Annotated in this window: 13 protein-coding genes; 7 read left to right on the plus strand and 6 right to left on the minus strand. The window is 37.0% G+C overall.

Annotated elements, in window-relative coordinates; genetic code table 11:
• The first annotated feature begins 131 nt into the window (after positions 1–131).
• Entirely contained in the window at positions 132–704 is a 573-nt protein-coding gene (gene srtD, locus BLE01S_RS02105) for a class D sortase, LPxTATN-specific (RefSeq protein WP_066136811.1), read from the plus strand.
• A 100-nt stretch (positions 705–804) separates the two neighbouring features.
• On the opposite strand, the gene BLE01S_RS02110 is transcribed toward srtD, so the two are convergent.
• The gene (locus BLE01S_RS02110; protein ID WP_066136813.1) at positions 805–1260 is read right to left on the minus strand and encodes an Hsp20/alpha crystallin family protein; all 456 of its coding nucleotides are present in this window, start codon (positions 1258–1260) and stop codon (positions 805–807) included.
• Positions 1261–1443: 183 nt separating this feature from the next.
• Here BLE01S_RS02110 and BLE01S_RS02115 point away from each other — a divergent pair, with 183 nt between their 5' ends.
• Positions 1444–2901, plus strand: coding sequence for an aldehyde dehydrogenase family protein (locus BLE01S_RS02115; protein ID WP_066136815.1), 1458 nt, complete (start codon positions 1444–1446; stop codon positions 2899–2901).
• Positions 2902–3157: 256 nt separating this feature from the next.
• On the opposite strand, the gene BLE01S_RS02120 is transcribed toward BLE01S_RS02115, so the two are convergent.
• Positions 3158–3721, minus strand: a complete 564-nt coding sequence (locus tag BLE01S_RS02120) for a YhcN/YlaJ family sporulation lipoprotein (protein ID WP_066136818.1) — start codon at positions 3719–3721, stop codon at positions 3158–3160.
• A gap of 140 nt (positions 3722–3861) precedes the next feature.
• Between BLE01S_RS02120 and BLE01S_RS02125 the strand changes: the two genes are divergently transcribed.
• The 4 genes from BLE01S_RS02125 (at position 3862) to BLE01S_RS02140 (ending at position 9494) form a co-directional block, all read left to right on the plus strand.
• Complete coding sequence (locus BLE01S_RS02125) at positions 3862–6558, plus strand: DNA translocase FtsK (RefSeq protein ID WP_420812688.1); 2697 nt, start codon at positions 3862–3864, stop codon at positions 6556–6558.
• Between the two features lie 316 nt (positions 6559–6874).
• Positions 6875–8194 carry a UDP-N-acetylmuramate--L-alanine ligase gene (gene murC, locus BLE01S_RS02130; protein WP_066136822.1) on the plus strand — a complete coding sequence of 440 codons (1320 nt, stop codon included), beginning with the start codon at positions 6875–6877 and terminating at the stop codon, positions 8192–8194.
• Positions 8195–8510: 316 nt separating this feature from the next.
• Positions 8511–8996, plus strand: coding sequence for a DUF948 domain-containing protein (locus tag BLE01S_RS02135; RefSeq protein WP_066136826.1), 486 nt, complete (start codon positions 8511–8513; stop codon positions 8994–8996).
• A gap of 30 nt (positions 8997–9026) precedes the next feature.
• The gene (locus BLE01S_RS02140) at positions 9027–9494 is read left to right on the plus strand and encodes a YtxH domain-containing protein (RefSeq protein WP_066136828.1); all 468 of its coding nucleotides are present in this window, start codon (positions 9027–9029) and stop codon (positions 9492–9494) included.
• A 57-nt stretch (positions 9495–9551) separates the two neighbouring features.
• Here the strand turns inward: BLE01S_RS02140 and BLE01S_RS02145 are convergent, their stop codons facing one another.
• Entirely contained in the window at positions 9552–11705 is a 2154-nt protein-coding gene (locus BLE01S_RS02145) for a cell division protein FtsA (protein ID WP_066136830.1), read from the minus strand.
• Between the two features lie 482 nt (positions 11706–12187).
• Between BLE01S_RS02145 and ccpA the strand changes: the two genes are divergently transcribed.
• The gene (gene ccpA / locus BLE01S_RS02150; RefSeq protein WP_066136832.1) at positions 12188–13186 is read left to right on the plus strand and encodes a catabolite control protein A; all 999 of its coding nucleotides are present in this window, start codon (positions 12188–12190) and stop codon (positions 13184–13186) included.
• A 160-nt stretch (positions 13187–13346) separates the two neighbouring features.
• Here the strand turns inward: ccpA and BLE01S_RS02155 are convergent, their stop codons facing one another.
• Genes BLE01S_RS02155 through BLE01S_RS02165 form a run of 3 tightly spaced genes read right to left on the minus strand, consistent with a single transcriptional unit; the run spans position 13347 to position 15834 of the window.
• On the minus strand, positions 13347–14525 hold the full coding sequence (locus BLE01S_RS02155) for an acetoin utilization protein AcuC (protein WP_066136834.1): 1179 nt from the start codon (positions 14523–14525) through the stop codon (positions 13347–13349).
• Positions 14522–15169 (minus strand): acetoin utilization AcuB family protein, encoded by a 648-nt coding sequence (locus tag BLE01S_RS02160; RefSeq protein ID WP_066136837.1) that lies wholly within the window; start codon positions 15167–15169, stop codon positions 14522–14524. The genes BLE01S_RS02155 and BLE01S_RS02160 overlap by 4 nt, the downstream gene beginning before the upstream one ends.
• Before the next feature lie 32 nt (positions 15170–15201).
• On the minus strand, positions 15202–15834 hold the full coding sequence (locus BLE01S_RS02165; protein WP_066136839.1) for a GNAT family N-acetyltransferase: 633 nt from the start codon (positions 15832–15834) through the stop codon (positions 15202–15204).
• Positions 15835–15924: the final 90 nt, after the last annotated feature.

Below are 15924 nucleotides of genomic sequence, written 5' to 3' on the forward strand. Positions count from 1 at the left end.
AATTGAATTGTAAACTTAACTTTTAAATAGAGCTTTTTATCCTTATGGATAAAGAGAGCTAGATTGGACGTGCCAGACTAATACAAGTGAATGTATATTTGAATAGAATTTCAACCTAAGGAGATGATGCAGTGTTAAAGTATGTAAGCACTTTATTTATCGTGCTTGGAATTATATTTATTGCCTTTTTTGGTTATCAGCTTTTTCAAAGCAAGCAATCTCAAAAAGACTCATTAGCAAATGCAGAAGAACTTATCTCGTCATACAAAGGGAAAGAGTCAAATGAGGAAGGACAAACATTTCAAGTGGCTACAAATGAGGCTTTTGCTACATTGGAAATTCCTAAATTAAACAAGACATTACCCATTGTTGAGGGGACAGATGCGGATGCTCTCGATAAAGGAATTGGCCATTTAGTGGATTCGGTGTTTCCTGGGGAAGGAGAGCAAATAGTCTTATCTGGTCATAGAGATACAGTTTTTCGCAATTTTGCCCAAATAGAAATTGGAGATCAATTTACTGTCAATATGCCATATGGTAGCTATACTTATGAAATTAGAGAGACGGAAATTGTCTCCGAAGACGATACAAGTGTTATACGAAATATGGGGGAAGAAGTACTTGTTGTAACTACATGTTATCCGTTTCGCTATGTAGGCAATGCCCCTGAACGTTTTGTTACTTACGCTTATCCAGTAAAATAAAAAAGATACTATCGTTTCGATATATATTCTATCGAAGCGTTTTTTATTTAAATGGATGTATGTTGGTAATCCGCGTCGTTTTACGATGCGGATCACTCATTTATTTAATCTCAATTTTCTTCCCTTTTATTTTTGGAATAGTTACAGTTAACAACCCATTTTCATGTATAGCTGTTACACTTCGCGAGTTAATCACTTTTGTAAATGGAATGGTACGTGATAGTGTATCTTTCTGGTGATATGTTTCTTTATTATTTTTTAAAGATGTTTTACTTTGTTTAATGGAAATAGTTATATGTTGCGGCAAGACATCAATCTCAATATCTTCCTTTTTTATGCCTGGTAACTTTGCTTGCACTATATAAGCCTTGTCGTTTTCATTAAGTTCCATTGGAAAACTTCCATTAAACGGTGAAGAAATGAATAGTTGATCCATACTTTCAAGAAATCCTTTTGTTGGACGCTGTTGGAAGAAGTCATTCATCGCTTTCATCATATGGTTGACTGGCTCTTGAGCTCTTTTTGGTGTGGACTCTTCTCGCGAGTTATTTGTCATAGCTGTTTCCCTCCTGAAAAATGATATTGTATTGTATGTATGAAAAAAATGAAGGTTCTTTTATTCAAAACTTTATCTTTTAAGCTAAATATATCCTTTCCTATAAATAGACTTTGTAGAAGTTGTGTTTAATTTATTCCTATTGAGGAAAAGTAAACAATAGAATCTTCTAGGAGGGCTATAGTGGAGAATTATACTAATTTAAATAAACAATATATTTCTGGTATATGGAGAGAAGGTAATGGTAAAAGTCTATATCAAAATATAAATCCTTATAACCAAGAAATCATTACAGACATTCAAATGGCTAGCCAGCAAGATATAGACGAAGCATATGAAGCTTCAAAAAAAGTGCAGAAAGATTGGGAAAAAGTTAATGCGTTTGAAAAATCCGAAATAATGGAAAAGGCTGTTGAAATTATTAAGAAACGACGGGAAGAAGTAGTTGAATTACTTATGCTTGAAGGAGGCTCATCTTTTATAAAAGCGAATGTAGAAGTGGACTTTTGTATTTCAATCATAAGAGAGGCTGCTAGTTTTCCTATGAGAATGGGCGGGGAAATGGTTCCATCCCTTGTTCCCGGTAAAGAAAATCGTTTATTTCGTAAGCCTTTAGGTGTATTGGGTGTTATTAGTCCATTCAACTTTCCGATGTATTTATCCATGCGTTCTGTAGCGCCAGCCTTAGCGGCGGGAAACGGAGTTGTATTGAAGCCGGATGAGCAAACAGCTATGGCAGGGGGCACCATAATAGCTAAGATTTTTGAGGAGGCAGGATTGCCACAGGGTTTATTAAATGTTGTCATACCGTCTATTGAGGAGGTAGGTGATGGGTTTGTTGATCACCCTATTCCTCAGATGATATCTTTCACTGGATCCACGCCTGTAGGCAAACATATTGGGGCATTATGCGGAAAGAATGTAAAAAAAGTTGCATTGGAACTTGGTGGAAATAATCCACTGATTGTACTTGAAGATGCAGATCTTGAAAAAGCTGTAAACTCGGCGATATTTGGAAAGTTTATGCATAACGGACAAATATGTATGGCAATTAATCGCATTATTGTCCATGAGAAGATTCACGATGAGTTTTTAGAAAAATTTATAAAAGCGGCAAAAGAAATTCCTGTAGGTGACCCTTTTAACAAGAAAAATATGATCGGACCGCTTATTAATCGAGAGGCCGTGGAAAGAATTCTTAAAGAAATTGAAAAAGCAAAACAACAAGGAGCGAAAATGGTACTTGAGGGGAAAGTAGAAGGCAATGTGATGCATCCTACTATCCTTACGTCAGATACTAACGAGGTGTCTACTTCCAAAAATGAAATGTTCGGCCCGGTCGTTACAGTAATTCCTTTTAAAACGGAAGAGGAAGCCATTGAAATAGCCAATGATACACAGTATGGATTAAGCGGTGCTATCCATGCAGGCTCAATCGAAAAAGGGGTTCAACTAGGCCTTCAGTTAGAAACAGGCATGGTGCATGTGAATGACCAAAGCGTAAATGATGAACCGCTAATTGCCTTCGGAGGAGAGAAACAATCTGGAGTAGGGAGATTCGGAGGGAGATGGTCATTGGATGAGTTTACCACATACCAATGGATATCCACTCAAGATGTAGCACGAGAATATCCATTCTAACATAGAGGATAGTCATGGGGAAGCTGACGAAGTGATTGTAATTTACTTCGTTAGTTTTTATTTTAAGGTACTGCAATTAATGAAAAAGGGCAAAGAACGAAATTAGAAGAGGGAGAAGGGTATTATAGGAGGAAGGGGATCGGTATAGGACTAGGCAATTTGAAATAATTTTATATGTATACAAACAAAAGGACTAATATCGCTTCAGTCCTTTTGTCTTGCTGTTAAGATTAATTTGTCATACTCTGTTGATGTACTATCGAGCTCGGTTTGGGAAAATGTTTTCGACTGTTTCTGTAAATTCTTCAAAGAACCCACTTATCGGATGCCCGGCTTGAATATCATTTCGATAACCTTCCATACGGGAGTAGAAGTCCGGATTTTCGGAAATGTAAATATGCTCGATATTTTTATCAGCAGCTCTAACTTTGTGATCAATTTTCTTTTCCACATCTTTAGTTAAATCATTATTTGTGTCAATCAATCTCACGGCAACGTATGCATTTCGGTCAGTGACGAGTACGTGAGCTTTTTCCACTTCTTTGAGATCAGCTACTCGGTCAGCCACATTTTCTGCTACATCAATTTTTCTATTGTTGTCACGGTTATTATTATTCATCCCAACTCGGTTGTTATCTGAGACATTACGGTTGTTGTCCATAAAGTCTCTAGTCGTACTATCATTATTCGGTGTGTAACGAACACCAAGTGGCTCATTGTCGTTGTTTGTAAAATTGTCATTGTTATTACCATTTGTTCCACAGCCCATGAGCATGACAGAAATCAACCCAACACAAAGAATCGGTTTTACAACATTCATTTTTTTTCCTCCTTTTTAAATCGTGGTTCTCAATTAATGTTCCAAATGGCTCAATTATTATGCTTCGATTTTTGATATAATAGGCTAATGCCAACAATTACAGTTTTTGTTGCAAAGTTGAAATGAAAGAAAGAGTGATAATGATGAATTGGTTTAAAAAAATTATTTCAAAAATAAATTTAGATGATATAGAAGAGGAAGAAAAACGAGCACCAGAACAAGAAAGAATACAAACGGATAAAGTTGAAATAAAGACCCGGATGACATATGAGTATCCAAAGGGACCGTTCCGTTTTCCGCTTATTCCGAATGAACATGAGAGAAGACCAAGGGGAAAAATTGTAAGTGATAAGACTGTAACTGATATGAAAGAGATTCCGGTGAAACAGCGATCAAAAATTAAGCGAGAACATACATATGTGCAACGTGAAAAAACGGAAAAAGTTAATCAAAAAATAGAACCTCAAATGAAACAACCATTTAAGCCGGCTGTCATCCCATCGCCTGTTCACGGCTTTAAGCGGCCTGAAAGGATATCTAATGAAAGTATAGAAGTAAACAAGCAAATACACTTGGATGATCAACGTGTAGAAAAGTTGGAACCAGTGGTAAAAGATGGAGAAAATGAATGGATACATGAAGATCTCAATAATACTGAAATTGCTTCAAAGTCAGCTGGCGATTTGGAAAAAAGCGACAAACAGGAAATTACATTTGAAAATAACGTAGCTTTCGATAACCCCACACCTATTGAAGCAATAAACGATTCTGATGAATATGTACTTGAAGAGGACAGTAAAGAATCAGAAGACATGATTGAGCAAAAAGTAGCAGTCGAAGAACCACCACAATGGGATGAATTAGCTTCTAACTTAAAGGTAGAAAATTCACTAGAAAAAAATAAGGCAGAAGAAAACAACGAAGAAATGAAATTTATGAATATGCACGAGTATAATACCAATATTGAAAATCCCGCAAACAAGGAAGAACTCCATCCTGACTCAATCATTATTAGTGAAGAAAACCTGTTGGAAGAAAGCGGGAACGACGAGATTGATTTGATAGATGAAACTGAGATTAATGATGAAGAAAATCTTGCAGAAAAGGTGAATGAGATTGTTCATCATAGCGAGGTTGCAGCGGTTATCGATAACCCAGTTCATGAAGCAAAAGCAATGTCGGAAAAGATGGTTGATGAAATAGAAGTTGAAGTTGAAAATGAAACTACACAACAAAATTCTTCACAAGATAAAAAAGAAAATTCGCGGAAACATATTCCATTTAATGTACTTATGCTAAAAAAAGATCGCCAAATGTTGCAAAATAAAAGTGAGGAAAACAAGGGGGAAAAAAAAGAGGCGGCAGTTCCATCAGCTGCAAAGATAGAGATATATGAAGATTCAATAAATCAAAATATATATCAATATCCTCATTTAGACTTGCTTGAACCTCCAGTAGTAAAGACGGAAAATAAGGAATGGCTAGATGAGCAAACCGCACTACTTGATGAAACACTTATGAACTTTAATGTGAATGCGAGTGTGGTCAGAGTGAGCCAAGGTCCATCCGTTACAAGGTTTGAAGTACAACCAGATCGAGGAGTAAAAGTAAGTAAAATAAAAAACTTAACAGATGATATTAAATTAAGTATGGCGGCTAAAGATATTCGGATGGAAGCGCCAATTCCGGGGAAACGTTCAATCGGGATTGAGTTACCGAATCATGAAAGCAGACCTGTTCAGATCAGTGAAATTATTGGAGATGACACTTTTACAGGGCATAGATCTCCATTGACGGCTGCGCTAGGGCTTGATATTTCAGGTTTACCTGTAGTGACAGATTTAAGTAGGATGCCACATGGATTAATTGCTGGAGCGACAGGTTCTGGGAAAAGTGTATGTATTAATTCAATACTTGTAAGTTTGTTATATAAAGCACGTCCTGATGAGCTTAAGCTTCTTTTGATCGATCCAAAAATGGTGGAGCTCACACCATATAATGAAATTCCTCATCTCGTTAGCCCAGTGATTACGGATGTAAAAGCTGCTACAGCTGCATTAAAATGGGCAGTGGATGAGATGGAGCGCCGATATGAATTGTTTGCACATGCGAGTGTTCGTGATATTACTCGATTTAATGAACTTGCAATGAAAAGTGGGAGTTATGCCGATAAGCTCCCGTTTATTGTTGTCGTGATTGATGAATTAGCAGATCTGATGATGATGGCGCCAACAGATGTTGAGGAATCTATTTGTAGAATCGCTCAAAAAGCTAGAGCATGTGGTATTCATTTGATTATCGCAACTCAAAGACCATCGGTTGATGTTATTACGGGCTTGATCAAAGCGAATGTGCCAGCGCGGATTGCATTTTCAGTTTCATCACAAGTTGATTCACGCACGATCATTGATATAAGCGGAGCGGAAAAATTACTTGGTCGTGGTGATATGTTATTCCTAGATAGTGGAACTTCAAAACCAGTGCGACTGCAAGGTACGTTTGTTTCAGATGAGGAAATTGATCGGGTTATTGCACACGCACGTAGCCAAGGAAAACCAGATTATTTGTTCGAGCAGGAAGAACTATTAAAAAAGGCTCAAGTCCAAGAAGAGGAAGATGAATTGTTTCTAGAGGCATGCGAATTTGTTGTGGATCAAGGTTCAGCTTCGACATCTTTATTGCAAAGACATTTCCGCGTCGGTTACAACCGTGCTTCCCGTCTAATGCTTATGATGGAACAACGTGGTATCATTTCAGAAGCGCGTGGAAGTAAGGCGCGTGATGTATTGATAGATGGATCGGATCTTGAGCACTATAAAGAATCTCTAGTACAATGAGCCAAAAAGTGTTATTCTATTTTGGGCTAGTTGAAATTTTTAAAAGAAGATATTTGGTTTAATGTCTAATTTGAAAACTTAGACTTATAGGAAAGCTGAAATAGTCAATTGGTGATTAGTCAAGAGATTCGAAAAATGTTATAATGACTAAATATAAAAAAACTATCTGTGAAAGAATTCATGTTTCGTTGACATATAAAGCGTTTCGTTGCTTATACTAATTAATACTGTTATAAGCGCTCAGCAAGTGAATTGAGCAAAGCTTCGTTGACATACATATAATAAAAGCAGATAGAAGATTGCTGGAGGTTCAACTATGACTGTGTACCATTTCGTAGGTATAAAAGGCTCGGGGATGAGCGCACTTGCACAAATCCTTCACGATATGGGTTATAAAGTGCAGGGTTCTGATGTGGGAAAGTATTTTTTTACCCAACAGGCTCTGGAAGATTCTAATATAAGCATATTGCCATTTCAAAGAGATAATATTAAACCGGGGATGACTGTCATTGCTGGTAATGCATTTCCCGATACACATGAAGAAATAGAAGAAGCGATAAAACTAGGTATCCCAGTTGTGAGGTATCATGCATTTTTAGGTGATTTCGCGAATAAGTTTATTAGCATTGCTGTGACAGGGTCCCATGGAAAAACATCGACGACAGGCCTACTTTCTCATGTTATGGAGGGAGCGAAGCCTACTTCATTCTTAATTGGGGATGGAACGGGGAAAGGTGATAAAGATGCGCAGTGTTTTGTGTTTGAAGCATGTGAGTATCGCCGTCATTTTCTTTCGTATTATCCCGATTACGCCATTATGACAAATATTGACTTTGACCATCCAGACTATTTTGCGAATGTGGATGATGTTTTTGGGGCATTTCAACAAATGGCGATGCAAGTGAAAAAAGCGATCGTTGCATACGGAGATGACGAGCAGCTGCAAAAAATACGTGCGGATGTTCCGGTTCTATTTTATGGTTTTAATGAAGGAAACGATTTTCAAGCACGTAACATAGTGAAAGCTACAACTGGAACGACATTTGATGTGTATGTTAGAAATAACTTTTACGCTACATTTGAAATTCCAACATATGGGGATCACAATATTTTAAATGCATTGTCGGTTATTGCGATTTGTCATTATGAAGAAATTGATGCTTCTGTTATTCAAGCGCAATTGCAAACATTTGAAGGGGTAAAACGACGCTTTACTGAAAAAGAAATCGGCAATCAAATTCTTGTAGACGATTATGCACATCACCCTGTTGAGATCCAAGCAACAATTAGTGCTGCAAGACAAAAATATCCCGATAAACCAATTATTGCCGTTTTTCAGCCGCATACTTTTACAAGGACCCAAACCTTTTTGCAAGAATTTGGAGAGAGTTTAGGAGAAGCAGATCAAGTTTATTTATGTGAAATATTTGGTTCTGCGCGAGAAAATCATGGGAAACTATCCATTGAAGATTTACAAGAAAAAATTGAAGGTGCGGAAATATTATACGAAGACAATACTGCTCCTCTATTGAAACTACATGATTCAGTCCTGATATTTATGGGGGCGGGAGATATCCAAAAGTTTCAATCTGCGTACGAGAGCTTATTGTTACAGCAATTGAAGAAAGCACAATAAAAAGCTGCCATTCGGCAGTTTTTTATTTGTGTTTAGCTCTAGGTGATAGCTTGATGGAACTTATAAGCCATCTTGTCTTATACTATTTGCAGGGCGGTGCGTACACATAAGGGAGGTGTTGAAACAAAACGTGGCGAACTTAGCTGTAAGCACCATTCACTTTTCGTGAAACAATATTCGATTTTAACTGATAAATTTTTCATTTAATGATAAAAATAGAAGGAGAAGTGCTATTCAATCACGAAGTAGTTAAAAGCTGTTTATGATGTTATAAACAGGGGTATAGTTAATGCATACATAGGAGGTGCTATAGATAGTGAAAATAATTCTTTATTTAAGTGTTGCGCTTATTGCAATAGCTTTCTTAATTCTAGTCTTAGGCCTAATCAAAACTTTAAAAGCGACGGCGAAAACATTGGAAAGTGTTTCAAAGACGCTGGATGGCCTTGAGTCACAGATGCAAGGGATAACGGGAGAAACAACGATGCTTCTTCATAAAACAAATGCCCTTGCAGAAGATATCCAAGGAAAAGTAGAAAAGCTTGATACTGTTGTTCATGCTGTGCAAGATGTCGGAAATACGATTCAAGGATTGAATAATTCATTGCAAAAGGTTTCCACATCCGTTTCATCTAGCATGGTTAGAAATCAAGACAAGGTTGCTCAGGTTGTACAATGGGCATCAGTTATGAAAGAAATGAAAGATAAGTGGTTTGGAGAAAAAGATAATAAACGTAAAAAGAAACCACTCGAAACAGAAGTTAGTATTCATACTCAGCAATTAGAACGCGGGCGTGGATAAAAATACTGAATAATATAGAGGAGGATAATTATGAGTAATAGTAATAATAATTCAGGTAATTTTTTAACTGGTGTATTATTAGGTAGTCTGGTAGGTGCTGCTACTGCTTTATTAATGGCTCCGAAATCAGGTAAAGAACTCCGTGATGACATTAATGATCAAGTAGTCGCTTTAAAAGAAAAGTCTGGGGAATGGACTGAAACTGTAATGGAAAAAAGTTCGGAGCTTACATCCACAGCAATGGAAAAAACGGACCAATTACGTCAAGTTGCAGCCGAGAAAGGTAGTCATCTAGCGGATACAGTTAAAGATAAAGCGGATCAGTTCCGTGAAACGGCAAAAGAAACTACAGACAATCTTGCTGAAGCGACAAAAGGAAAAGCTGATGAGTGGAAAGAAACTGTGAATGAAACAACAGATCACTTAGCAGACCAAACGCAAGAGAAAGCTGATGAAGCAAAAGTAACAGCAAAAGAAGCTGGAGCAAAAGTGAAATAAATTTATAATAGAAAGGCAGCCGAAATCTCCGGCTGCCTTTCTTTCGTATTTAATGTGTCAAATAGTAGTATCTAGTGTCCACAATAATTCAAGGTGATCACCTTGAATTATTGGTGTATAAAAGGTGGCCTCTTTTTTATTAATCAGTAACTTGAAGTTACCTGTAGCATTTATTGGCTTTTCTATGTCAATATATTTAAATATATCTTGGAAAATGAATGGAGAAGTATCTTGTGTCTTCCATTCTATAACATCATGTGAAGATAAAAGATCATGTTCATTTAATGAATTATTGTTACGGATTAGTTCGATTATGTTTTTTTCTATCTCTACAGGAACATCATTAAACATTACAGTAATTGATTGTTTAAGCTGTTGTTTCTCCAAAGCCACTAAGTTAGCCACGGTTGGATTCATATTTTTTTCAATAGTAATATTGGCTTGATTAAGAAAGTTATCTGTATATTTAGCAACTTTACCATTAACAATAACTTTTGAAGAAAAAGCGGAAATGTTAATTTCCTTGTTATTAAGCGTGAGGATAAAAGGTCTAATGTTCTGAAGCAAATCATTTAAATGAAGAGACATAAGTAACTCTTCGATTGTTTCAGGTGAATAAACAGAAATCCGATCTCTGTCTTGCACTAGGTCGTCTATCTTAGCTTGTTTACCATTGTTTAATATAGAAGGTGTTACTTCATATAATTCTTTATTAATTGTTACAATTGATGAATGTAATTCGAGAAGGTCTCCAATCTTAGTGACTGATTCATGACCATCCAATCCTTTTTGAATGACTATATTATCACCGTTCACGATATAATCTTCAATACTGCACACACTTCCGTTTTTTTCGATGATAGGCGGCTGTCCATAACTTCCTGGAACTGTGATTAATTGGTTATTTACATGAATCATTTTAGCCATTCCTGGTTTACCATATAGTTTTCCGATTGATATTCCCGAAGCAAGAATACAATCACCAACAGTCAACTGTTTAGCCTCAAACATCCGAATTGTACGTTCATTGACTGTTGCAGTGACATAGTGAATAGGAGCATTCGTTGCTGAAATTGCGATCCCGATCGGAGTAATATTTTCAGGTCCTGCTGGGATGCTTTTTGCAATTTTTAATCCTTGAATAGCATCAGCCCCTCGGATTGCTACCCGATTATCTGGCAGCTCGAGTTTTTTTGCTAAACGTTGAGGGAGCTCAGGAGTCATGCTTCCGCCTCCTACAAGCATGACAGCTCGTGGTGACTTATTATTATTTAAAGTGATAATCTCCTTATAGATGGCGGTTGTAAGTCGCTCTATCGATGACTCAATCTCATTGATGACATGGACTTTAGAAACAGTGTTTTCAAACCCAAGAATATCTTGGGTTACTATTGAATCGTTTGTCGATAGTTTTCTTTTTATTCGTTCAGCTTCGGGAAAGTCAAGCAATAATTTATCGCTTATTGCTTCTGTTATCTCATCTCCAGCGAGTGGAACCATGCCATAAGCGATAACTGTACCTGCATCCGTAATGGCGATATCTGATGTTCCTGCTCCGACGTCTACAAGCGCTACATTTAGCCTTCTTATGGAAGGTGGGACAAGCACATCGATTGCAGCAATTGGCTCCAGTGTGAGCGCCTCAAGCTCAAGCCCAGCGCGTTGAATAGTTTTTATTAATGAATCGACGACTATTCTTGGCAAAAAGGTAGCAATGATATCAACTGCTGCTTCGCTACCTTGTTGGTCGATTAAATTCCCGATTCTTTCACCATCTAAAAAATAGTGGAGTACGGAGTAGCCGACGCAATAATAGGAATGGAGATCATCTTCAGTTTGATTTTCCGCAACTGTTAACTGCGCATTTTGAACAGCGGTAAGTTCAAAATAAAGGATATCTTCTTTGGAAAGTATCGGTTTTCCTATAATAGGAATGGTAGAATTAGCTTTTTCAGTCTTTAAAGAACGACCAGCTGCTGCTACGCAAACTTTATTTAATGTCCCATGTTTTTGCTCAAGACATTTTTTTATATCGATAATTACGTCCGCAACAGCGACAATATCATGAATTTGTCCATCTAACATCGCTCTATCTTTATGTTCTTTCATAATTAAATCAAGAACTTGATATTCTTCATTCTCTTCTTCAAGGATAATTCCGACAACAGATCTTGTACCGATGTCAAGGGCAAATATTTTCTTACCTACCAAGATGTTTCACCTACTTTATTTTTCATGCTATAATTATGCAGAAAATGTATAAACTACATATATCTTATGATTATTAAAAATGTATCATAATCTGCTATTTAAATGAAGCTGGCGTGCTATTTATTTGAAGAATTTTCTGCTAAAGAGGTCTTAATTATCGGAAATTCGACAAAATGATGAAGTTTTATAAAAAAATATGATAATTTTTTCACAATCAAGAGGAAACGTTTGCGGGATAGGGATCAGTGTCGTATGATTATGAGAAGTATCGAAAAGCAGATTTTTTTGAAAGACTAGATTGTGTATGTTTTTTTAGAATATATTTTTTAATTAAGCTATGCTGTGTCTACCTGCATCTATCAGCATAGGTGCATCCCCCTTCCAATTTGGTTGAAGGCTATAATCTTCTAAAATTTGATACATGGATCGATAGGCAAGGGGCTTTCGCTTTTCTTATAAACTTGTGAATAGGAGTGACTTGGATGAATATAACAATATATGATGTGGCACGAGAAGCAAATGTGTCCATGGCAACAGTATCAAGGGTCGTTAATGGCAACCCAAATGTAAAACCAGCGACACGTAAAAAAGTTCTAGATGTAATTGATCGTTTAGAGTATAGACCAAATGCAGTAGCTCGTGGTCTTGCAAGTAAAAAAACAACAACTGTAGGTGTTATTATCCCCGATATTTCTAATATTTTCTATGCTGAATTAGCTCGAGGAATAGAAGATATTGCAACGATGTATAAATATAACATCATTTTAAGTAACTCAGATCAAAACAAAAATAAAGAATTACATTTATTAAATACAATGCTTGGAAAACAAGTTGATGGTATTGTGTTTATGGGCGCAGATATTACGGAAGAACATGTTGTAGAATTTAAAAGATCTCCAGCGCCAATCGTTTTGGCCGGTTCAGTCGAACAATCACATGAAATTCCTTCTATTAATATTGATTATCAGCAAGCTGCATATGACGCTGTAACATCATTTATTGAGCAAGGGCATAAGAAAATTGCCTTTGTCGTTGGTCCTCTCCATCATGTAATCAATCGGGAATACATGCTTGAAGGATATAAAGCTGCATTAAAACAAGCAAATATCCCATTAGACGAGAATTTAATTGCTGAAGGCGATGACACATATGACTCAGGAATTGAAGCTTGGGAAAAGTTAAATGGTTTAGATGAAAGACCTACAGCTGTTTTAGCTAGTAATGATGAAATGGCGCTTGGTGTGATGCATGGAGCACAGGACCAAGGTTTGACTATTCCTAAGGATTTAGAGGTAATTACGTCAGGAAATACACGATTATCATTAATGGTAAGACCTACGCTGACAACAATCGCTCAGCCTTTATATGATTTAGGTGCCGTATCCATGAGGTTATTAACGAAGCTCATGAACAAAGAAGAAGTAGAAGAGCAATCAGTTGTACTTCCTCACCGAATTGAATTTAGAGGTTCAACGAAATAACAACAAAGCTGGACAGGCATTCATGCCTGTCCAGCTTTGTTGTTTTAAGCCATAGAGGTTCCAGATAAGAGTTTTTAAGTCCAACTGTTAGGAAGTGGAGGGAGAGAATTTTTCACCGTTTCTTACGCTTGTTACTAATGAACGAGCGTCTCCCGTTTTTTTATTTTTTTTTTCTTATCTGCTCCTGCTGCTGGCGAACAAAATATAGTGCGCGATCAACTGTTTGTCGATTCTTTTCTTCAATTTCTTTTTTGCGTGGGATAGGTTCATACATGTCTTGTGGATCCTCCCAATTAGCAGAAATTGTTACTGGAGAGGACGGTTGCCAGCGTTTTACCCATTCAACCGGAAGAGGGCCGGAGACATCTGCTTTGCCGATCATTTCTAACCAAATGAGTGACCAAGCTCTTGGAACAACACGCCAAATATCATATCCCCCGCCACCGACCGCAATCCACTTACCTCCACAGTATTCATGTGCTAATTCATGGGCCAATTTTGGTATAGCTTTATATGTATCCATCGTTACAGATAAATGTGTTAGGGGGTCATAATAATGAGCATCAGCCCCGTTTTGCGTAACAATGACATCAGGCTTAAACTGTTCGGTAATCTCCCTTAGTGCAGTTGTATATACCTCTAAAAATGATTCATCTTCGGTGAATGCATCAAGAGGGATATTAAAAGAATATCCATATCCTTTTCCTTGCCCCCATTCATTTACATTACCAGTTCCTGGAAATAAGTATCTTCCTGTTTCATGCATAGAAAAAGTACAGGCTGTATCATCATCATAAAAGGACCATTGTACCCCATCACCGTGATGGGCATCTGTATCTATATACAAAACCCTTGCATTATACTTTTCTTGAAGGTATTTAATGGCTACAGCGCTATCGTTATAGACACAAAAACCTGAAGCTTTTCCTTTAAAACCATGATGTAGTCCTCCACCAAGATGGAGGGCATGTTCAGCTTTATCTTGCATGACATAATCAACAGCGGTTAGCGTTCCTCCAACTAAACGTGCACTTGCTTCATGCATATTTGGAAAAATCGGAGTATCTTCGGTACCGATACCAAAACTCATTGTTTTTTCTGGTAATAGTTCCCCGCGACTCGCTTGTTTGACTGCTTCAATATATGATGATTCGTGATTTAGAAGCAGTTCTTTATCTGAAGCAATTCGAGGTTTCACGATATCTACATCAGTGATTGCCCCCAATTCTGTTAGCAAATCCAATGTTAGTTTTAAACGCAGCTGATTAAATGGGTGCTCTTGAGAAAAATGGTAGGAAAGCAGTTCATCGGAATAAATAAAGACAGCATTTTTTTTCATGAGTGCATCCCAGGCAATTTAGGCCATAATACATTTAGTCCATCATCATTTAATTTCTCCACAACACGAAGAGGATTCATCGTAGCAACCCGAAAAACTAGGATTTTATAATGCTCGTTGGTAGGATCAGGGTAAACGAGTACACTATGTATATTGATTTTGTGCATGCGAAAAACAGCTGCAACTTCGTAAAGAAGACCAGTTCGATTTTCTACCTTAATTTCGATCTGAGAACCAGGCTTATTTGCACCAGTTAATTCTACCATTGTATGAAGTAAGTCCGTACTTGTAATAATTCCGACGAGTTTTCCACCACTGACAATTGGTAAACAGCCAATTTTATGATCATAGAATAGAACGGTTATTTCTTCTACAAAATCAAGTGGATGGCCTGTTATAATATTTCTTGTCATGATAGAGGAGAGAGGCATATCAATTATTTCTTTTAATGCGTCTTCTGCCAGTACAATTGGTGTTGCCACTTTAATATCACGGTCAGTAACAAGGCCAATTACTTCTTTTTCATTATTTACAAGCGGAATATGACGGATCTTTCGATCGCGCATTAATTGTAACGCTAATTTTATTGAATCAGAGGGCGAAAGTGTTGCTACATCTTTTGTCATAATTTGTTCTACGATCACAATGTTCACTCCTTTATACTACGAAAGTTTCGTTAATATAACCAACGATTCATAAATCTAAGATTATCAAATTGTTCAATCGAAGCGGAATTTACACGTTTGCCAATCCGAACCATTAAACAATTAGCTGGATGGGAACTAATTTCTGGATCATCTGTTGCATACCATTCTAACCCTCCCGAATTCATCATTCTCTCCATTATTTTCCGATATTCCCAAATATCTAATCCTGTTCCCTTCAAATCCCAATGCCAATAATACTCTGTTGTAATGATGATATAATCTTCCATGGTATCATCCATCATAGATACTTTTAATAAACTTTTTCCAACTCCACCACTGCGAAACTTAGGAATTACTTCTATAGCTCCTAGTTCAATAAGATTTTCCATATTTCCCTTTGACCATCGTTCAAGGGGATCTGGGTAAACGTATGTGACATAACCGACAACGACTTTGTTTTCCCGAGCAACTATAATCCTACCTTCGGGAAGTTCCGCGATTTCTATTAAAGCTTCATGTTGCTGTTGAGCTGGTCTAAAAGCGATTAAATCTTCATGGAAATCAAGAGAAGCTAATTCAGCTGAAGGGATAGGACCTTCAATGATTAAACTGCCGTTACGTGTATCCAATTCCAAGGAATTGTACGTCTTAGTATGTTCCACAGGCTCTCTCCTTTATATTTGCTCCATTTATTAAGAGGGTAGAAATATCTTTATTGCTGCTTCTATTATACATGCAAATTTTCACGGATG

The organism is Lederbergia lenta NBRC 16444 (genome assembly GCF_001591545.1).
GTDB classification, from domain to species: domain Bacteria; phylum Bacillota; class Bacilli; order Bacillales; family Bacillaceae_C; genus Lederbergia; species Lederbergia lenta.

Excerpts from the sequence above, each read along its gene's own strand:
- BLE01S_RS02110 (WP_066136813.1), bottom strand. The coding sequence starts at position 1,260 with ATGACAAATAACTCGCGAGAAGAGTCCACACCAAAAAGAGCTCAAGAG.
- BLE01S_RS02120 (WP_066136818.1), bottom strand. The coding sequence starts at position 3,721 with ATGAATGTTGTAAAACCGATTCTTTGTGTTGGGTTGATTTCTGTCATG.
- BLE01S_RS02125 (WP_420812688.1), top strand. The coding sequence starts at position 3,862 with ATGATGAATTGGTTTAAAAAAATTATTTCAAAAATAAATTTAGATGAT.
- murC (WP_066136822.1), top strand. The coding sequence starts at position 6,875 with ATGACTGTGTACCATTTCGTAGGTATAAAAGGCTCGGGGATGAGCGCA.
- BLE01S_RS02140 (WP_066136828.1), top strand. The coding sequence starts at position 9,027 with ATGAGTAATAGTAATAATAATTCAGGTAATTTTTTAACTGGTGTATTA.
- ccpA (WP_066136832.1), top strand. The coding sequence starts at position 12,188 with ATGAATATAACAATATATGATGTGGCACGAGAAGCAAATGTGTCCATG.
- BLE01S_RS02155 (WP_066136834.1), bottom strand. The coding sequence starts at position 14,525 with ATGAAAAAAAATGCTGTCTTTATTTATTCCGATGAACTGCTTTCCTAC.